Consider the following 20490-nt stretch of genomic DNA (forward strand, 5'->3'; position numbering starts at 1 on the left):
ATTACTCAAAATATGTCGTGAAAAAACATTTTCAATTCATACTTTTATTGCTACTGCTGTCTTTTAGCGTCAATGCGATGACACAGAATTGTCCCGTAGATTATGTGAACCCACTGGTGGGGACAGAGTCAAAATCGGAACTGTCGACAGGGAATACCTATCCTGTTGTTGCCCTGCCCTGGGGCATGAACTTCTGGACGGCGCAGACCGGGAAGATGGGAGACGGATGGGTCTATACCTATGATGCTGACAAGATACGTGGGTTGAAGCAGACCCACCAGCCCAGTCCGTGGATAAACGACTACGGACAGTTTTCCATCATGCCAGTGACGGGGCACAAGGTGTTTGACGAGGAGGGACGTGCAAGCTGGTTCTCACACAAAGCCGAGACGGCTACACCTTATTATTATAAAGTGTATCTGGCCGACCATGATGCCACGGCAGAGATTGCTCCGACCAGCAGAGCCGCCGCCGTACGCATTACCTATCCCGAGAGGGATACGGCCTATTTCGTAGTGGACGCTTTTGATAAGGGATCATCGGTGACGATTCTGCCAGACCAGCGTACGGTCATTGGCTATACGACGAAGAACAGCGGGGGAGTCCCTGATGGATTTAAGAACTACTTTATCCTTCGTTTCGATCATGCCTTCACCTATACCGGTACGCTGGAAGACGGCATGCTGAAAGATGGCAGACTCTCTTCAACCTGCGATCATGCCATGGCGGTAGTGGGTTTCCACACCCGACGGGGCGAACAGGTCAACGTACAGATAGCTTCATCCTTTATTAGTGACGAGCAGGCACTGCGTAATCTTAAGGAAGTCGAGGGCAGGTCGTTTGATGAAGTGAAAGAAGCAGGCAGGACTGAGTGGAATAGGGTGCTCGGTCGTATAGAGGTGGAGGACGACAATATCGACCATCTCCGTACTTTTTACAGCTGCCTCTACCGTTCCGTCCTCTTCCCCCGGTCATTCTACGAGATTGATGCGGAGGGCAGCGTCATTCACTACAGTCCGTACAACGGTAAGGTGCTTCCCGGCTATCTGTTCACCGATACAGGCTTCTGGGACACTTTCCGGTCGCTCTTCCCACTGCTTAACCTTGTCTATCCGTCGACGAACGAGAAGATGCAGGCCGGGCTTGTCAATGCTTACAAGGAGAGCGGCTTCCTGCCTGAATGGGCAAGTCCGGGGCACAGAGACTGCATGGTAGGCAACAATTCCGCTTCGGTAGTTGCTGATGCTTACATCAAGGGGCTGCGTGGCTATGACATAGAGACGCTCTGGAAGGCTGTAGTACATGGTGCCAATTCCGTCCACCCAGGCATCAGTTCAACCGGTCGCAAGGGCTTTGAATACTATAACCGGCTGGGATATGTCCCCTATGATGTCGGGATAAACGAGAGCGTAGCCCGTACCCTGGAATATGCTTATGACGACTGGTGTATCTACCAGTTGGGGTTGAAACTTGGAAAGAGTGCCAAAGAACTGCGTCCGTTCAAGGAGCGTGCGATGAATTATCGGAAGGTGTTCGACAAAGAGACAGGCCTGATGCGTGGGCGCAACAAGGACGGCACTTTCCAGTCACCGTTCAATCCTTTCAAGTGGGGTGATGCTTTCACTGAAGGGAACAGCTGGCATTACACCTGGAGCGTCTTCCACGACCCTGAAGGGCTGGCCCGCCTGATGGGCGGGAACGACAGGTTCAATGTCATGCTGGACAGTGTGTTCAACCTCCCTCCCGTCTTCGACGACAGCTATTACGGCTTCACCATCCACGAGATACGTGAGATGCAGATTATGAACATGGGCAACTATGCGCATGGCAACCAACCTATCCAGCACATGATTTACCTTTACGACTACAGCGGACAGCCCTGGAAGACTCAGTACTGGGTGCGTGAGGTGATGAACCGCCTCTATACGGCCCAGCCCGACGGATATTGTGGCGACGAGGACAATGGGCAGACTTCTGCCTGGTATGTTTTTTCTGCACTCGGCTTCTATCCTGTCTGTCCGGGTAGTACACGGTATATGATCGGTACGCCTTATTTCCGTACGGCCAAGGTACATCTGGAAAACGGAAAGACTCTTACTATCCATGCTGACACGGACAATCCTGCGAACCGTTACATCCAGCGCATCATGATGAACGGGCAGCCCTATCCACATTATTATCTTGAACATGAGCAGTTGAAAGCCGGTGCCATGATAGATTTCACGATGAGCGACAGACCGGTAAAATAAGTTTATCCTGTCTGATTCTTCCACCCAGTCAGCAGCATCTAACCTTTATCTGGTATGCTGATGACTGGATTTTTCGTTGTAAATAGGGATTTCCCTACTTTCAAATAGTGTATTTACATATTTCTCGTCATCATGTTTGTGTAATTTTGCATCAGATAAGATAAGAAACGGTAAATACTTACAAAAGAATACGGATATGAAACGAGTCACTAAGTTTTTCCTGGCACTTGCTGTAGTTGCAAGTCCCATGGTGTTTACGAGCTGCGATGATGACGATCCTTGGAACAACGGATATTATTACGACGACTTGGTAACGAATGCCGTGCGCAATTACAACTATCAGTTTCCTAACGGTTCTGACTATTACACGGCTTATAACTGGTTCTATTACAATTACCCTGATGCTTACACAGAGGAGTTCTATCAGTTCATGGACGCGATAGGGAGCGGACGCTCTGCCTACTGGAACTACTACAACCAAGGCGGTTACAACTGGAACAACAACTACAACGGACAGCAGAATTCACAGAACAGCCGGCTGGTAGCAGAGGCTCAGACGCTGACCGGAGAGTGGGAAGGTGACGTGACCTATGAGTACACGGACGACAAGACAAAGCAGCGCAAGCGTGACAGGTTCACAGCAAACATGAAGTTCTTCCAGTACAACTCTTCTGCCAATTCCTTGAGCGGGAATGGTGTCGAGGTAGATACGGATGCACAGGGCAACCAGCAGACACTTGCCTTCTCATGGTATGTCAACAATGATGGAAACATCTACCTCAAATACAGCAGGTCGGGTACCGTTTTCGTGTTAGACAGCAAGGATAAAAAAGAGGGCTTTCACTTAGGCTATGAGTCGGCAAAAGGGTATGACACCTTCTATGGTACAGCCTACAGTACCAATACAACTGATGTGATGAAGTTCGACCTTGTCCGTCAGCGTCCTGCAAGTGCCAAGGCAGCTCCAGGTGTACAGACAAGGGCTGCCAGTCAAGTCTCCTTCGGTTCAGCCAGGCAGAACGACTATGCTAACTTTGGCACAGGGGCTGTAAGCCGCCTGCACGTAAGATAGGAAGAATCGCTTTTCTATAGCTTCATATAAACTTGAATGGGGTCCCGCCAGCTGAGAAGTTGGCGGGACTTTTCCTTCAGTATAGATTTTTTTTTTCAAATTTACATTACTTTACGTATTAAATTTGTACCTTTGTCAGGGATGTAGAGGAGATTCTTGATGTTGGTTGCAGTGCTACTTCAAAGTTTTCTTTACAGGAACATTCCTGAATGGTTTTACAATTTAGGATGTCTCGGAATAATTTAAATCTATAAATACTGCATCTTTTTTCTACTATTTACAAGTTATGTCCAAACTTAATATTGATCAGAAGACGGTCAAAGGGTTGTTTCAAGACAGCAAGTCTGATTTTTTAATACCTGATTATCAACGTCCCTATGCATGGGGCGATGAAGAGTGTAAAACACTTTGGGAAGATTTGTTCAGTTTTTCATTTCCCAATGATGATTCAGACCAGTTTAATGATAGTGATGAGTATTTCCTCGGACCAATCGTTACTTTCAAGAACAATGAGGGGAAAATGGAAATTATCGATGGACAGCAGCGACTTACTACATTGATGCTGCTGCTCCGTGCATTTTACAATAAACTGGGGCATATGCAGGATTCTCGTTCGGTAAAGATGAAAGAGGACATTGAAAAATGTATCTGGCGTGCCAATGGGTTTGGTGAATATAACAAGAACGATTTAAAGATTGATTCTGAAGTTGCTACCGACAAAGACAAAGAAGAGTTTCTTGATATTCTGCGAAACGGAGATACAAAAGGCAAGATGAGTAAATATGCTTCTAATTTTCGTTATTTTGAGAGAGAGATAGAAGAGTTTCTGTCTCATTATCCCAGCTATTTTGCTTATTTCCCGCTTCGTATTTTGAATAATTGCGTTCTTCTGCCTATTGAGGCAGAATCACAGGATACGGCATTGCGAATCTTCTCCACACTCAACGACAGGGGAAAGCCATTGTCAGATGCCGATATTTTCAAGGCACAATTCTATAAATACTATTCTTCCCTTGGCAAAAAAGATAATTTTATTGACACTTGGAAGGAACTTGAAGTCATAGCGGCAGAGGTATTCCATCCGATTAGCGGTACACCATTAGATGAGCTGTTTACACGTTATATGTATTATGAACGTGCGCAACAGGGAAACAAGTCGTCTACAACAGAGTCTCTTCGAAAATTTTATGAAAAAAACAATTATGAGTTGTTCAAGAAAGATACAACTCTTGAAAACCTTGTCCGTTTAGCTCGTTTTTGGCAGGATATCAATAATCAGGATGAAGAACGTTTTTCTATTCGCATCCTCAAACGTCTGTTTGTGTTGAACTACGCACCGAACGGGATGTGGACTTATTTTGTATCTGTTTACTTTATGCACAATCACGACTCTGATGATAATCTTGATGAAGAGGCATTTTTCCACTTTCTGAATCGTATCATCGGTTTCATATGGGCGTATGCCATAACCAATCCCGGTGTCAATTCCCTGCGTACTCCAGTGTATGCAGAAATGCTGAACATAGTGAATAATGTTGATGTTTCTTTTGTTAATTTCTTATTTGATGAAACTCGTTTTAGGGCACAATTCTCTAACTATGTATTTTCAAACAACCGCGCCATCACAAAAGCTATGATTACCTGGTGGGCGTTCTCTTTTGACAATCAGTCTCTCCTTTCATTAGAGAGCACATTTGATATTGAGCATATTTTCCCGCGTAACCGGCAGCAGAAAGAAAATAGTTTAAGAAATGAATCTTCATTAGAGATGCTTGGTAACAAGTCTTTGTTAGAGCGTCGCATCAATATTCGTGCTTCAGATTATCGATTTGTAGATAAGATCAAATACTACAATGGATTCCAAACTGCCAAAGGTAGAAAAGAGGGTACGAATATAAATGAGCTTAAATGTCTGGCTGCAGGCAGAACAGACTATACAGAGCAGGATATTGAAGAACGTTCAGAACGTATTCTGGACGGGTTCGTCGAGTATTTGAGGAAAAACGAATTAATCAAAAGTGTGCAGCCAACGGCTGTGTTAAATTCATAATTTCTTTTGATAAAGTATATTCATATTTCGTTCATACCTTTATCTCAAAAAAGGTATGGACGTTTTTTGTTTATAGGCTGATTTTCAGTTATTGTGTTGTATGTTCGGTCGGTTGAGTGAATGATTCGTGATTTCATTTTGATTTTCAGTCTTTTTTCGTACCTTTGCAGCCGTGTGTCCGAATCACAGGAGGAGAGACACGGCCTGTTTCGGCGAGAAGATGGGTAGAATTATTCGGTTCATAAAGGATTGGACGTTGCCGGTGTCGATAGGTACCGGTGCTTTGGTGTACCTTGTCTTTGCCTTTATCCCGGCCTTGGACGGTGCTGCGATGTTCTTTGCTCCGCTGTTCGACGAGGTACTGCCGCTGTTTATGTTCCTCATCCTGTACGTCACTTTCTGCAAGGTGGACTTCCGCAGGCTCTTTCCTGTAGGCTGGCATTTCTGGATAGGAGTCTTTCAGGTGGTATTCGTCGCTGCTGTTGTCGGCATTATCCTGACTTTCCATGCTACCGGCAGAATGCTCATATTGCTTGAGGCCATTCTCACCTGCATCATCGGTCCCTGCGCCTCTGCTGCGACAGTAGTGACACAGAAGTTAGGCGGCAACCTTGAGGAAATGACGACCTATATGTTCCTTTCCAACTTCATCTGTGCGCTGCTCATCCCGGTCTGCTTCCCCCTGATAGAGCCAGATGCCGGGATGTCGTTCTGGAGTGCTTTCCTGTTGATTCTCTACAAAGTATGCCTGGTGCTGGTTGTCCCCATGTTCCTGGCGTATATAACAAAGCACTGGAATGTCCTGTGCAGGTTCTACCGTTGGATAATCGGTGTGAACGACCTCAGTTACTATCTCTGGGGATGTTCGCTGCTCATCGTCTCCGGAACGACTGTAAAGAATATTGTCCACGCCGATGTCTCTGCCGGTTTTCTACTGCTGATAGCCATATTGGCTCTCCTGCTCTGCCTGATGCAGTTCGCTACAGGACGGTATATCGGACATTTCTTCCATAGCACGGTCAATGCCGGGCAGGCACTGGGACAGAAAAATACGGCTTTCGCCATCTGGATAGCTTATACCTATCTGAATCCCCTCTCGTCCGTAGGACCGGGATGCTACATTTTGTGGCAGAATATCATTAACAGTGTTGAGATATGGCAGCATGAACGTGCCGTCCGACACAGAAAATAAGCAATTGTGAAAACAGTAAAGTATTTTATAGCATTATTGTTCATCCTTTCAGTACAGAAAATATGGGCGCAGGATGCCGGCAGCATGACCTTTCCTGACTTTCTGCCCGCCGCCCATCCGGCGGAAACGGCAGTACCGGACGCAATGCCGGTCCAGTCTGCACCGCAGCAGCCCTTGGCAGAGGCAGAAGAAATGACGATGCAGCCTCTTCCGGCATCATCTACTCGTGTGGCACACGTTGCCGAAAGCCGTAACCAGGTCGTCCTGCTTGTCGGCGATTCGATGGCCGATGGACTGGGTGTACGGTTCAATGATTATGCGGTGAAGAACGGTTTTGAATTTCATTCTGTCGTATGGTATGGAAGTACGACGCGCGACTGGGCGATTGCTTCCGACCTCCAATACCAGATTGAACGGGTTCATCCTACCTACATAATCATCAGTTTGGGAACCAATGACTTAGGCTACAAGGATTACAGCAGACGTGAAACGGCGATACACACTATACTGAGCCGTATAGGCAACATCCCCTACGTGTGGGTCGGACCGCTTCCCTGGCACAGGGTGAAGGACCGTACAATCGTCAATGTCATTCGCGACTGTACAGGTACAGGACGTTTCTTTGACAGCAGTTCGGTCATCGCCTCACGTGCAGACGGCGTTCATCCGACACGACAGGGAGCTGCACTGTGGGTGGACAAGATTGTAGAATGGATGGGAGAGCCTGACAAGAATGCGAACCCCATCGAGATGGACAGGCCTGACTTCACCACACGGTTTTCCCACGACGAGAAACACGGCATGGGGTATCACGGACGCAGGTGACAGGACAGGAGTTCTTTACGCCGCAGGCGGCAGACCGTTCAACGGACACTGATACAACCTGGTCTTCCCCATCTGCTAATGAAAGTTTTTTACAACTTTACCTCTGGTAACGTCTGTCGTCTATTGTTATAAAACCGTACTGTGCCGTGTCTTCTTACAGACAGCCACAGACCGGATGGCAACAGAGGCCCGACAGCATCCCAAGTAGTGCTTACTTGCGTCCCAACAGGTGCTTACTTGCAGTGTTACCAGGCACCTGTTGCTCTCTGCATGATTGCATAGCTGATTATCAATGAGTTATATCCCTCATTCGCAGCTGGGGAATTCATTTTCTGCCTTCCGGTGTGCGACGGACGGACATCAGGGTCTCACGCGGATGACAAGTCTGTCCGGAAGTAAATAATCAGGACATAAGGCAGTCTTTCATGAAGATTCCCGATCCGCATCCGGCCGCAGAATCCATGCAAACAGGATAAATTCCCCTGAACAAAAAAGAGCCTGCAATCAATGTAATGATGCAGGCTTTTACTGTTTATCTTGCTGAAAGCAAAAATCAATGTGAACCGGGCCGGAAACTTAAAAGAGGCTTAGGCTGTGGTCGACAGCCGTTTTTTCTTCAATATTCTTTTCCTCACAGTGGAACTGCAGAATGAGCTGCTGTGTCATTTTGTTGGACAGGTCAAGGCGGTAGATGCCTTTCTTTTTCCTCTCCACGACAGATCCGGTTGCTCTGCTGTTCTTCAGAAGGAACCACTGTACATACTTATGGACCTCTTCCTGTGTAATCGGATCGAAAAGAGAATTGCAGGCATTGAAGACATGGCGGGAGATTTTCCTAACAGAAATTCCCCCTGAACCAGCTTCGGTCAGGACACGTAAAATCTCTTTGTCGTATTCCATGATAAAAGGGAGCCTATACGCTTGTCATACAGACTCCCTCCTGTTTCATATTAAATTTCGTGCTCAGGCAAGTGTCACCTTGCCGTCTTCGTCTTTCACCTTGCCCTCCTTGAAGAGCCAGCCGATACCAAGATAGACCTCTTCGGAAGTAATCTTCGCTGCCTTGGCAATCTCGTCTACGCTGAGAGCCTTGGCTTCTGCCGCAAGCGCGTTATAAACATCGCCAGCCTTGAAGCCGACATTCTCTGCATTGATAGCTACCGCTGCAACAGCCTTCTTTGCTGAAGCCTTCTTTGTCGTGGACTTCTTTGCTGCCTTTGGAGCAGACTTAACTTCTTTCTTTTCTGTCATAATCTTATAAAATTAAAGTCTCATTCAAGCAATCCAATTACGATCTGTTAATATTCTATGCAAAAGTACATCAAATATTCCGAAGTATCAAATACTTACAGCAGAAAGTAAAGGAAAAAGAATGTTTTTAATTCTTTCGGATGTATTTTGTTGATATAAGTCAATATAGACTGGGCTAATCTTTCAGATCGAGCTTGATCTCCAGCTCGTCCAACTGCTTCTGGTCGATGGCGGAAGGAGCATCCAGCATGATGTCGCGTCCACTGTTGTTCTTCGGGAACGCAATACAGTCGCGGATAGAGTCGAGACCGGCAAGAATGCTTACGAAACGGTCGAGACCGAAGGCAAGACCGGCATGCGGCGGCGCACCATACTTGAACGCATTCATCAGGAAGCCGAACTGCGCCTCGGCACGCTCCGGTGTGAATCCGAGCACCTCGAACATCTTTTCCTGCAACTGCGTATCATGGATACGGAGTGAACCGCCGCCTACCTCAATACCGTTGCAGACGAAGTCGTAGGCTTTTGCGCGGACCTGTTCCGGATGTTTATCCAGCAGGGGGATGTCATCGGGATTGGGCATTGTAAACGGATGGTGGGTAGCCATCAGCCGCTGTTCCTCATCGCTCCATTCGAACAGTGGGAAATCGATGATCCACAGACACTTGAAAACATTTTTGTCGCGCAGTCCGAGACGGCTGCCCATCTCAAGGCGGAGCGAGCATAGCTGGATGCGGGTTTTGTTGGCATTGTCGCCGGAAAGAATCAGTACGAGGTCACCGTCTCTGGCACCTGTCGTTTCCTTCACCTTCTGCAGCTGTTCCGGTGTGTAGAATTTGTCGATGGAACTCTTGACTGTACCGTCAGCATTGTACTTGATGAACACCAGTCCATGCGCACCGATCTGCGGACGCTTGACGAAGTCGGTCAGCTCGTTGAGCTGCTTGCGGCTGTAGTCGGCACAGCCAGGCACGACGATACCGCCGATGTAGGCTGCCTCATCGAAGACAGAGAAGGAACCGGTACCCTTCAGGTCGCTCATCAGCTCGACGAACTCCATGCCGAAACGCAGATCGGGTTTGTCGGAACCGAAACGCTTCATGGCCTCATGCCAGGTCATCTGCTCGAGCTTGGGGAGCTCGATGCCACGTATTTCACGGAACAGATGACGTGCCATCTCCTCAAACAGGTTGATGACATCTTCCTGGTCGACAAACGACATCTCACAGTCGATCTGCGTGAATTCCGGCTGCCGGTCGGCACGCAGGTCTTCGTCGCGGAAGCACTTGGCTATCTGGAAGTACCGGTCGAATCCCGCTACCATCAGCAGCTGCTTGAGGGTCTGCGGGCTCTGCGGCAGGGCGTAGAACTGTCCTGGATTCATGCGTGACGGTACCACGAAGTCGCGTGCGCCTTCCGGTGTAGAACCGATGAGGACAGGTGTCTCCACTTCCATGAATTGCTGGGCATCGAGGAAGTTGCGGATGAGGATTGTCATGCGGTGGCGCAGCTCCAGATTCTTCCGTACGGCTTCCCGGCGGAGGTCCAGATAACGGTATTTCATACGGAGGTCATCGCCGCCGTCGGTGTTGTCCTCAATGGTGAAAGGCGGTGTCCGTGACGGGCTGAGGACATTCAGTTCCTTGGCGATGATTTCGATGTCGCCTGTCGGAATCTTACTGTTCCTGCTCTGCCGTTCGCTGACGATTCCCTTTACTTGAATACAGTATTCGCGTCCCAGCTTGTTGGCTTCGCTACAGAGGGCAGCATCATCAGCCTCATTGAAGACCAGCTGTGTAATGCCATAGCGGTCGCGGAGGTCGAGGAATGTCATGCCTCCCATTTTACGTGAGCGCTGTACCCAGCCCGCAAGAGTCACTTCCTTGCCGGCATCTGAAATGCGCAGCTCTCCACAAGTATTCGTTCTATACATATTTAGTATGTTGTTTGTATTTCTGAAAGGACAATGCAGACCACAGGCGCAGAGAATTGTTTCCTCTTTTGCCGCGTGCAGCTTGTTTTTCTGTCTGCCTGCTCTGTGCCGCAGTACCATTGTGCATGGGCCTTGAGCACGTATAAAAGTCTGGTGCAAAGGTACGAACTTTAAATGAGAAATGTGAGTCACCTTTATGAAAATATAAGGCCCTGTCGGAAGGTTTCTGTCAATAAAGGCGGCAAAGAGAACAATATCCGATGATTTCTGCTTAATAATTGTGAAAATTTCGTGTAACTATAAACTTTCTGATTAATTTTGCATCATACTTGACAACGGAGATATGTTAAACGAACAAACATAAACAGAGGATATGAAAAAGTTTCTATTAATGACGCTTCTGTCAGTTTTCGGACTGACATTTGCTGTCGCACAGAATCAGGCAGAAATCAAATTCGACAAGGTTTCTTATGACTTCGGTACTTTTCAGGAAAGCAATCCTGTCCACAAGACAACCTTTACGTTTACCAATGTAGGCAAGGCGCCGCTGGTCATCAACCAGGTCATTGCAAGCTGCGGCTGCACCATTCCCAAGTATGACAAACGCCCCATTGCTCCTGGCCAGAAAGGCAGCATTGACGTGACCTATAATGGGACGGGGAAATTCCCGGGACATTTCAAGAAGAGCATCACGGTACGTACAAACGGAAAGGTGGAAATGACCCGGCTGTATATAGAAGGGGTAATGGAGGGAAAGTGACACACACCTTCTCCTAACAACATTCTTGGTACATACCTAACGGGCAAATCCCCGGGTGTTTTCCATCCGGGGATTTGTTCGTATGTGCTGCAAAAGAGGCTGACTTCGACTTAACAGCTGGTAAGGCATCAAGTCGTTGTATTTTGTCGTACTGTCATTCATTTATCCTCCTTGCATACCGGGCACAGAGAACCGTCCTTGCCGAATTTTTCGTAATGTTTCCTGCGTTTGGGATTCATAGGGAACCAGCCTTTCGCCACCCGCTTCTCCTGGGCCAGCAACTCGCCGATACCCCATAGAAACGAGGCTCCCAGCACCCCGAGGAGGGCTGACCAGAATATACTCTCGACAAACAAGGCACCGGCACAGCACGAGAGACCTGACACAAGCCATATCCACCAGGGCTTCGTACCGAAATAATACTCCGTTTTGATGACCAGCGGATGACAGAGACCGATAATCAGAAATGTAGATACAGCAAGGAGAATTCCCTCAAAATTCAGTACCATTATAGTCTAAGTTTTAAAATTATATCTGATGACTTCTTCGAGAAATGCTCAGGGTATCTCATTCTCCGGAGGGTGCTTCGAAAGATGTCGGATGCAAAAATACAAAAAAATATCTATTTGCAAGTGACTTTCTCAGAATAATTGATTACATTTGCAGATAGATACAGTATAAGAAAAAACTTAAATTATGGACAATAACCAGACTCTTATCGCCCAGTGCGAGGGTAAAGCAAAGCAGTGGTTGTCTCCCGCTTTCGACAAGGAGACCCGTTCAGCCGTAGAGGCTATGATCAGCAATGAGGACAAGACCGAACTCATTGAAAGTTTTTACAAGGACCTGGAATTTGGTACAGGCGGCCTCAGAGGCATCATGGGAGCCGGGTCCAACCGCATGAACATCTATACGGTCGGCATGGCTACGCAGGGGTTTGCCAATTACCTGAAGATCAATTTCAGAGGAAAGAAGCAAATCAGTGTGGTTGTCTGTCATGACTGCCGCAACAATTCCCGCCTCTTTGCCGAGACGGTAGCCAATATCTTCTCTGCCAACGGTATCAAGGTCTTTCTCTTCGAGGATCTCCGTCCGACACCGGAATGCTCTTTTGCCATCCGTTATCTGAAGGCACAGGCAGGCGTGAACATCACGGCAAGCCACAATCCACGCGAATACAACGGATACAAGGCTTACTGGGAAGACGGTGCGCAGGTGCTTGCTCCACACGACAAGGGCATCATCGACGAGGTGGCTAAGGTAAAGGTTGAAGATGTAAAGTTCGAGGGGGACAAGAAGTTGATACAGATTATCGGTGAGGATATAGACAAGCCGTATCTTGACCAGGTGAAGACCGTCAGTATCGACCCGGAGGTCATCAAGCACCAGCACGATCTGAAAATCGTCTATACACCGCTGCATGGTGCCGGGCGTGTAATGATTCCACGTTCATTGGCGTTATGGGGTTTTGACAATGTCCACTGTGTGAAGGAGCAGATGGTGAAGGATGGAAACTTCCCGACCGTCGACCGTCCTAATCCGGAGATTGCGGAGGCACTGACCCTCGGACTGCGTGATGCGAAGGCACTTGACGCTGATATTCTGATGGCTTCCGACCCGGATGCAGACCGTGTCGGCATGGCCTGCAAGAACAGCAAGGGCGAATGGGTGCTGATCAACGGCAACCAGACCTGTCTGATCTTCTTGTGGTATATCATCACCAACCGTCAGGCTGTGGGGAAGATGAAGCCGACCGACTTCATCGTCAAGACGATAGTTACGACGGAGGTTATCCGGAAGATTGCTGAAAAACAGCATGTGGAGATGCGCGACTGCTATACGGGCTTCAAGTGGATTGCCCGTGAGATTGCACTCTCGGAAGGCAAACAGCAGTACATCGGAGGTGGAGAGGAAAGCTACGGCTTCCTTGCAGAAGACTTCGTACGCGACAAGGATGCTGTCAGCGCATGCTCTCTGTTGGCTGAAATCTGTGCCTACGCCAAGGATCATGGCAAGACTTTGTACGATATTCTTATGGACATCTATCTGGAGTACGGTTATAGCCATGAGTTCACAATCAACGTGGAACGACCGGGCAAGAGCGGTGCTGATGAGATCCAACAGATGATGAAGAATTTCCGATCCAATCCTCCAAAGGATATTGGCGGAAGCGTGATAGATACTTACAAGGACTTCCAGAGTCTGGAGATTACCAAGACTGACGGTTCCAAGAAGAAGATGGATATGCCGGACACAAGCAATGTTCTCCAGTGGTTCTGTACGGATGGTACCAAGGTGAGTGTTCGTCCATCGGGCACTGAGCCGAAGATCAAGTTCTACCTGGAAATCAAAGACACCATGAAATCGGCTTCCGACTTCCCTGCATGTGAGAAACGTGCCGGCGAAAAGATCGAGGCAATCAAGAAAAGCCTGGGGCTGTAAGAGATAGAATGCAGTCGGTCTTGTTCCATTCCATGAGATTGGGACAAGGTATAAAACAAAAAGAAAACAGGAGTTTCCATAAAACTTGATTATGGAAACTCCTGTTTTCTTTTTGTATGTGTCCCTCCTCACATATAGAGGCTCGGGGGGTGGAACTTACTCTGCAATATGATGAAGGCCTTGTTCTTCAGATTGCGAGACAGTGTCAAACGTCAGCCTGTTACGGTCTTTCTCTTTGGATATGACGATGGTGTCGGCGGTCTTGATGTTGCCCGAGAGAATCAGCTCACATAATCCATCCTCGATATAGTTCTGGATGGCTCGCTTCAACGGCCGGGCGCCGAACTGAACATCGTATCCCTTGATCGCTACAAACTCTTTGGCCTCATCTGTTATCTCCATCTTATAGCCCAGTTCATGTACACGTCTGAACAGGCCTTTCAGCTCGATGTTGATAATTTTCTTTATCGCGTCGAGATCCAATTGATCGAAAGTGACGATTTCGTCCAGACGATTCAGAAACTCGGGAGCAAACTGTTTGCTCAGGCTCTTCTGGATGATGGAACGAGCACGCTGCTTGTCGCCTTCACTCTGCGAAAGACCGTTCAGGCCTGTTGCCTTGAAGCCGATACCCTGTCCGAACTCCTTCAACTGTCGTGTTCCGGCATTTGAGGTCATGATGATGACCGTATTGCGGAAATCTATCAGCCGGCCGTTTCCATCTGTCAGTCTGCCTTCATCAAGAACCTGCAGAAGCATATTGAATACATTGCCGTGTGCTTTCTCTATTTCGTCCAGCAGAACAATGGAGTAGGGATGGCGACGTACTTTCTCCGTCAGCTGTCCGCCTTCTTCATAGCCGACATAGCCCGGAGGTGCTCCGACAAGACGGGAAGTGTTGAAACTCTCGGTATACTCACTCATATCTATTCGGATCAGGGCATCCGAAGAACCGAACATCATTTCAGCCAGTCGTTTGGCAAGATAAGTCTTTCCGACACCAGTAGGACCCAGAAACATGAAAGCGCCGATCGGGTGGTTAGGGTCTTTCAATCCCACACGGTTACGCTGGATGGCTTTCACCATCTTGTCAATGGCAGCATCCTGGGCAATGACAACCCTCTTCAGCTCGGCATCCATGTTCTTCAAGCGGACTCCCTCTGCTTCCTGCATACGCTGTACCGGGACACCTGTCATCATGGAGACAACACCGGCAATGTCCTCCTCGCTGATTTCAAGCTTTTCGTCAGCATCTCCTTTCTGCCATTTCTCCTGTTCATTCTTCAGGGTCTGCTCAAGCTCCGTCTGTCTGTCACGGAAGCTGGCGGCCAGTTCAAAGTTCTGGTTCTTCACCGCAGCCTGCTTCTTCTCCTGCGTCGTCTCAATCTCCTTCTGAATATCCAGAATCGCCTGTGGAATCTTCACATGCTGCAAATGTACACGTGAACCTGCTTCGTCAATTATATCGATTGCCTTATCGGGAAAGAACCTGTCTGTGATGTATCTGTCAGCATACTTTACACAGGCTTTCAGCGCATCATCTGTGTAGACAACATGATGGTGGGCTTCATAGCGGTCCTTTATATTCTCGAGAATCTGGAGGGTCTCGTCAACTGTCGTCGGTTCGACCTGCACCTTTTGAAACCGGCGTTCCAAAGCCCCGTCCTTCTCTATGGAATTGCGGTATTCGTCCAGAGTCGTAGCACCGATACACTGTATTGTCCCCCTTGCCAAAGCTGGTTTGAGGATGTTGGCAGCATCCATTGACCCCGGAGAGGACCCGGCACCGATCAATGTATGGATTTCATCGATGAAGATGATGATGTCAGGATTCTGCTCTATCTCTTTGATCAATGCACGGATACGCTCTTCAAACTGTCCGCGGTATTTCGTTCCGGCGACAACTGCCGTCAGGTCAAGTGTAATAACGCGCTTGTCGAAGAGGATAGGAGAGGTGAGATGCTTTACGATAAGCTGAGCCAGCCCCTCCACAATTGCACTCTTCCCGACCCCTGGTTCACCGATCAGAATAGGGTTGTTCTTCTTCCTGCGTCCAAGGATTTCGCAAACACGCATGATTTCCTTTTCTCTGCCTACGACCGGATCAAGTTTGCCTTCAGCAGCAGCCACGGTCAAATCGGTGCCGAAACTGTCGATTACCGGGGTCTTGGACTTTGTACGGGAAGCCTGTGTCGTCTTGGTACTCCCGCTTCCGGACGAAGGCGATGAAGAAACCATGTCCTCATCCATTTCGTCTTCGTCTGCCATGCCGATGCCGTTCTTTGTCTGGCTCGTGCATTGCTGTAACATGGAAACAGTGTTGTTGTAATTGATTCCACTGTCTTCCAGTACCTTTTTCGCTCCATTGTCCGACGAATCGTGCAGGATGGCAAGGAGGAGATGGGGGGTGTCTACTGTCTGGGCATGCTGCAGCCGAGCTTCCAGCACAGCCAATTTCAAGATGTTATTGGCCTGTTCGTTCAACAGCATATCGGGTACAGGCACAGCAGTGTCTGTAGTCTGTTCCTGTATTTTCTTTTCTATCTCTTTCTTAAGACTGTCAATATCTACTTTCCATTGGTTGAACAGTTCCCATACAGGTCCCGTTTTCTCTCTCAAGAGGGCAAGCATGATATGCTCGGGAGTCACTGACCTGCTTGTCAGCCGCTCCGCCTCCTCTCTGCTGAATGAAAGAATTTCCGAAACTTTTGGGGAAAATTGATTCATCATATCCTAACCTTTCTTTATTTTACTCATATATATGTGGTATATAGCCACTTTTTAGCAGACTTTTATGGACAAAAGTTATGCCAAAAGCAAAGAATCGGACGTACAAGCCTGTTGTAAGTCCGATTCTACATTGTCTACCTTCTCACAGTGCCTCGTCTGCAGGTTTCTGTAGTCTTCCTTTAGACAGCTTCCGAAGATGTTTCCTCTTGCGAAGCCAGACAGCTTTCCGCTGTTCATAGTCTTCACGATGACGTTCCAGATAATTATCTGCCATTGAATCTGCTGTATATAACAGAAATCAGAATGTTCTTTCCACCTGCCGTATTACCCAGGAGTTTCGTGCTGGAGAGCCGCATTTCATGGGAGACCTTGGTCACTTTTTTCTGCTGGCTGCTCCCGACGCCCTGTGTTACAGTCTGCAGTTCAACCGGCACTATCACTACTTTTCCCCATTCCGGCATACTGCGGTTGTGTGAGAAAAGGTTGACAATTCCCGAAATGTTATTGAAGACATAGGCGTTCTTAGTACTGTTATAAGTTGCGAGGAACGAAGTCTTATTGTCCGGCAGACGGTTGTTTCCAAAAAATGATTGCAGACTGTCTGCCGGTACCATTACAACATTCTTCGGAATCTCGAACTGGTAGCTGGATGATGAACTGTTGTTCTCCCGATAGAGGACAATCTTGGCCGCGTTTATGGAGTCCGTCTCATGTCCTGCCATAATGTCAGCTACAGGGAGGGTAAGTTGGGTGAACAGGCCAGCCGGTGTCTTGAGATAAGTATGTCCGGATTCATTTGCCAGCTGTTGCAGACGGGTATTGTCATTGTCGAAATGGGTTATCTGCAGCACCTCTTCCGTACTCACGAAGTTGGTGGAAATCTCTTTTATCTTTCCCTTTTCCTTGTGTTTGAAATAGATATTCAACTGTGCCATCTGGATATGCGCCATCGATCCTGTCCCGCCATCTATCTTAAAATAGAAGCCCGGACAGATTTCATGCAGGAACCGGTAGGCATCGCGGAAGGCCGAAGGATCTTTCTGATATTTACGAAGCAGATATGTACCATAATTATTGTACAGCACGCCTTCCTTGTCCGTATATTGTCTGTTCAATCGGATGTTGATGTTGCGTGCATACCCCTTTTTCTTCCGGAGACTGTCAGTTTCTGTATAATCCATCAGCGTGAAAGACCTCTTTTCAGCAATGCCTCCTTGAGCTGCCGGCCGGATATACCCCTGTGTTTCCGGGTTGAAGTCGGAATAGAATGTCTGTCCCTCTTCTACAGGTCTGTCAAGTTCGTATGCCGTCAGTTTCATCTGACTGAGAGAGTCGCCGTAGTATGAACTGTAATACAGTCGTATGTCACACGAATCGGCTATAATCTCGTTGTTCGCATCACGGCTCATAATAGAGTCTTTCTGGGGCAATTCAAAATTGCTCAGCACATGGAACTGCGACATCAGATTCCCGGTGACGGTCGTCATCGTTTCCGGATCCTCCATTCTGCCCAGGTAACCCGTTGCCGATCTCGCAATGACCTTTCCGGCGAGCACCGTCTCCGATGCCACGCTGAAAGTGTCTGTCTTTATGGAAAGCCTGTCGCCGTTGTCTATCAGCGAACCTCCGAGCGTGTCGGTCGTATCGTCACACGACACCATGCCCAGACAAGCCGCAAGCATACAGGCTGCAATGATATTTCTTCTCATTTAGAATCTATAGTTGTGGAAATACTTAGCGTATCAGTAATTACAAGATACCGGACGCATCGGGAACTGCAAGATGTGGAGCGTGTCAGAGCAGTCTGCTGTAAAACTCCGAATACTTCTCTTTCAATCCGGCATCATCGATGGAATGTTCCAAGAGGGGCTTCGCATTATCTCTGGCATAATCAACGAGGGCGGTACTTGCCTTGTCGCTGGTCCTGATTATACCGTCCGAATAGTCGATTGCCAGTTTGCCCAATTCCATGAAATCGAAATTGTCACCATACTTCTTCAGGCATTTTTCCTTTGCCTCACGGAACTCCAGGCAGTGCTTGAAATTCGTGCCCAGGCTGCCCTGCGGCTGTTCTGCAAAGAGCGAGGTGACCACTTTCGACCCGGCAAACTGCGGCTCGTCCTTATAGGCGGTCTTCACATAGAACGGAATAACGGCCGACATCCACCCTTGACAGTGGATGATATCCGGTGTCCATCTGAGCTTCTTGACCGTTTCCAACACACCTCTTGCAAAGAAGATGGCACGTTCGCCGTTGTCAGGATAATCGTTGCCCAGCTCATCCTTTGTCATGGCAGGCCGCTTCTGGAAATAGTCTTCATTGTCAATGAAATAAACCTGTATACGTGTCTGGGGAATACTCGCCACCTTGATGATCAGCGGGTGGTCGGTATCGTCAATGATCAGGTTCATGCCCGAGAGCCGGATCACTTCGTGCAACTGTCCTCTGCGCTCGTTGATGTTTCCCCATCTTGGCATGAATGTGCGGATTTCATATCCGGCTTCCTGCATGACATGGGGCATTTCAGAGCCATAGACCGACATCTCTGTCTCAGGCACATACGGCATGATTTCTTGATTGACAAATAATACTTTCTTTCCCATTATTATATTAGAAATTTTATTTTTGCAAAGGTACGAAAAAAAAACGAGATACATTTCGCTTTTGGGTTAAAACGAATAAAAAGTAGATTCCATTGAGATTATTTAATTAAATTCTCGTCTATTCAATTATTTTGTTGTTACTTTGCACCCTGTAAAATTATTAGTCACTGATGAAAGTTTTTAAAAAGATTGTTGAACTCCAGAACGAGCTTTTCTCCTGTCGCAAAGAAAGCAGAACCGTGGGGCTGGTTCCTACGATGGGTGCGCTGCATGATGGACACGCATCACTTGTAAAACGAAGCGTTGAGGAGAACGATGTGACGGTCGTCTCCGTTTTCCTGAACCCGACTCAGTTTAACGACAAGGGCGACCTTGAACGTTATCCGCGGACTTTGGAGGCCGACTGCCGACTCGTCGAGACGTGCGGAGCCGATTATGTCTTTGCCCCGTCCGTCGAGGAGATCTATCCCGAAGGGGACAATCGCCATTTCGAATTCCCCCCTCAGTCGACCGTGATGGAGGGTGCAAAGCGTCCGGGACATTTCAATGGCGTCTGCCAGATTGTCAGCAGACTGTTCTATATCGTACGTCCGGACAGGGCTTATTTCGGCGAGAAGGACTGGCAGCAGATAGCCGTCATCAAACGTCTTGTCGATTTCATCGGCATGAAGGACACTATCAGGATTGTCGAATGCCCGATAGTACGTGATGCCGACGGACTGGCGAAGAGTTCGCGCAACACGCTGTTGACAGCTGACGAGCGTGCCGTTGCGCCGAAGATTTATGAAGCCTTGCAGGCAAGTGTGGAATATGCCAGGACACACAGCGTGGCAGAGACCCACGACAAGGTTGTTGCCGACATCAATGCCGTTGAAGGACTTGAGGTTGAATATTTTGAAATCGTTGACGGCAGCACACTGCTTGAGGTTGCCTCATGGGAGCAGTCGCCTTATATTGTCGGCTGCATCACGGTCTATTGCGGCAAGACACCTGTCCGGCTGATCGACCATATCAAATACAGAGGATAGTATGCAGATTGAAGTTTTGAAGAGTAAGTTGCACTGTGCAACCGTCACGGAGGCAAACCTCCATTATATGGGAAGCATTACCATCGACGAAGATCTGTTGGATGCAGCCAACATGATTGCCGGTGAGAAGGTTCAGATTGTCAACAACAACAACGGCGAACGTTTTGAGACCTACATCATCAAAGGCGAACGGGGCAGTGGGTGCGTCTGCCTCAACGGTGCCGCCGCTCGGAAGGCGGTCGTCGGCGATGTGGTCATCATCATTTCTTATGCCCTGATGGACTTTGAAGAAGCCAAGACGTTCAAACCGACCGTCGTGTTCCCCAAAGAGGGCAACAGGCTTTAGTCAATCAG

At 48.1% G+C, this 20490-nt stretch carries 17 protein-coding genes; 9 read left to right on the top strand and 8 right to left on the bottom strand.

Going from position 1 to position 20490, the window contains the following annotated elements; all coding sequences use genetic code 11:
• The first annotated feature begins 77 nt into the window (after nt 1-77).
• The 5 genes from DYH27_RS11100 (at nt 78) to DYH27_RS11120 (ending at nt 7388) form a co-directional block, all read left to right on the top strand.
• A complete protein-coding gene (locus DYH27_RS11100) occupies nt 78-2249 on the top strand; it encodes a GH92 family glycosyl hydrolase (protein WP_244595178.1) in 2172 nt (723 codons plus the stop codon).
• Nucleotides 2250-2445: 196 nt separating this feature from the next.
• Nucleotides 2446-3321: a hypothetical protein gene (locus tag DYH27_RS11105; RefSeq protein ID WP_025068237.1), complete on the top strand. Its 876-nt coding sequence runs from the start codon at nt 2446-2448 to the stop codon at nt 3319-3321.
• Between the two features lie 286 nt (nt 3322-3607).
• Nucleotides 3608-5371, top strand: a complete 1764-nt coding sequence (locus tag DYH27_RS11110; protein ID WP_025068238.1) for a DUF262 domain-containing protein — start codon at nt 3608-3610, stop codon at nt 5369-5371.
• A 220-nt stretch (nt 5372-5591) separates the two neighbouring features.
• Nucleotides 5592-6563: a transporter gene (locus DYH27_RS11115; protein ID WP_025068239.1), complete on the top strand. Its 972-nt coding sequence runs from the start codon at nt 5592-5594 to the stop codon at nt 6561-6563.
• Between the two features lie 6 nt (nt 6564-6569).
• A complete protein-coding gene (locus DYH27_RS11120) occupies nt 6570-7388 on the top strand; it encodes an SGNH/GDSL hydrolase family protein (protein WP_025068240.1) in 819 nt (272 codons plus the stop codon).
• A 576-nt stretch (nt 7389-7964) separates the two neighbouring features.
• On the opposite strand, the gene DYH27_RS11125 is transcribed toward DYH27_RS11120, so the two are convergent.
• The 3 genes from DYH27_RS11125 to aspS form a co-directional block, all read right to left on the bottom strand.
• Nucleotides 7965-8288, bottom strand: coding sequence for a hypothetical protein (locus DYH27_RS11125; protein ID WP_025068241.1), 324 nt, complete (start codon nt 8286-8288; stop codon nt 7965-7967).
• 63 nt (nt 8289-8351) lie between these two features.
• Nucleotides 8352-8639 (bottom strand): winged helix-turn-helix domain-containing protein, encoded by a 288-nt coding sequence (locus DYH27_RS11130; RefSeq protein ID WP_004354493.1) that lies wholly within the window; start codon nt 8637-8639, stop codon nt 8352-8354.
• A gap of 175 nt (nt 8640-8814) precedes the next feature.
• Nucleotides 8815-10572 carry an aspartate--tRNA ligase gene (gene aspS, locus DYH27_RS11135; RefSeq protein ID WP_025068242.1) on the bottom strand — a complete coding sequence of 586 codons (1758 nt, stop codon included), beginning with the start codon at nt 10570-10572 and terminating at the stop codon, nt 8815-8817.
• Nucleotides 10573-10945: 373 nt separating this feature from the next.
• On the opposite strand from aspS, the gene DYH27_RS11140 reads away from it, so the two are divergent.
• On the top strand, nt 10946-11332 hold the full coding sequence (locus DYH27_RS11140) for a DUF1573 domain-containing protein (protein WP_004354482.1): 387 nt from the start codon (nt 10946-10948) through the stop codon (nt 11330-11332).
• Between the two features lie 158 nt (nt 11333-11490).
• Here DYH27_RS11140 and DYH27_RS11145 read toward each other — a convergent pair whose 3' ends face one another.
• Entirely contained in the window at nt 11491-11841 is a 351-nt protein-coding gene (locus tag DYH27_RS11145) for a DUF4491 family protein (protein WP_025068243.1), read from the bottom strand.
• Nucleotides 11842-12028: 187 nt separating this feature from the next.
• Between DYH27_RS11145 and DYH27_RS11150 the strand changes: the two genes are divergently transcribed.
• Nucleotides 12029-13774: a phospho-sugar mutase gene (locus tag DYH27_RS11150; protein WP_025068244.1), complete on the top strand. Its 1746-nt coding sequence runs from the start codon at nt 12029-12031 to the stop codon at nt 13772-13774.
• A 156-nt stretch (nt 13775-13930) separates the two neighbouring features.
• Here DYH27_RS11150 and DYH27_RS11155 read toward each other — a convergent pair whose 3' ends face one another.
• The 4 genes from DYH27_RS11155 to DYH27_RS11170 all read right to left on the bottom strand — a co-directional run bounded on the left by DYH27_RS11155 (nt 13931) and on the right by DYH27_RS11170 (nt 19108).
• The gene (locus DYH27_RS11155) at nt 13931-16504 is read right to left on the bottom strand and encodes an ATP-dependent Clp protease ATP-binding subunit (RefSeq protein ID WP_025068245.1); all 2574 of its coding nucleotides are present in this window, start codon (nt 16502-16504) and stop codon (nt 13931-13933) included.
• A 142-nt stretch (nt 16505-16646) separates the two neighbouring features.
• Nucleotides 16647-16778 carry a hypothetical protein gene (locus DYH27_RS11160; RefSeq protein WP_004354722.1) on the bottom strand — a complete coding sequence of 44 codons (132 nt, stop codon included), beginning with the start codon at nt 16776-16778 and terminating at the stop codon, nt 16647-16649.
• Nucleotides 16768-18213, bottom strand: coding sequence for a DUF4270 domain-containing protein (locus DYH27_RS11165; RefSeq protein WP_025068246.1), 1446 nt, complete (start codon nt 18211-18213; stop codon nt 16768-16770). The genes DYH27_RS11160 and DYH27_RS11165 overlap by 11 nt, the downstream gene beginning before the upstream one ends.
• A gap of 85 nt (nt 18214-18298) precedes the next feature.
• Nucleotides 18299-19108, bottom strand: a complete 810-nt coding sequence (locus DYH27_RS11170) for a glycogen/starch synthase (RefSeq protein WP_025068247.1) — start codon at nt 19106-19108, stop codon at nt 18299-18301.
• Nucleotides 19109-19278: 170 nt separating this feature from the next.
• On the opposite strand from DYH27_RS11170, the gene panC reads away from it, so the two are divergent.
• Both panC and panD read left to right on the top strand, forming a co-directional pair.
• Nucleotides 19279-20136 carry a pantoate--beta-alanine ligase gene (gene panC, locus DYH27_RS11175; RefSeq protein WP_029216629.1) on the top strand — a complete coding sequence of 286 codons (858 nt, stop codon included), beginning with the start codon at nt 19279-19281 and terminating at the stop codon, nt 20134-20136.
• A 1-nt stretch (nt 20137) separates the two neighbouring features.
• A complete protein-coding gene (panD, locus tag DYH27_RS11180) occupies nt 20138-20482 on the top strand; it encodes an aspartate 1-decarboxylase (protein ID WP_004354715.1) in 345 nt (114 codons plus the stop codon).
• The last annotated feature ends 8 nt before the right edge of the window (nt 20483-20490 follow it).

This window comes from Prevotella denticola (genome assembly GCF_900454835.1).
In the GTDB taxonomy this organism is placed as follows: domain Bacteria; phylum Bacteroidota; class Bacteroidia; order Bacteroidales; family Bacteroidaceae; genus Prevotella; species Prevotella denticola.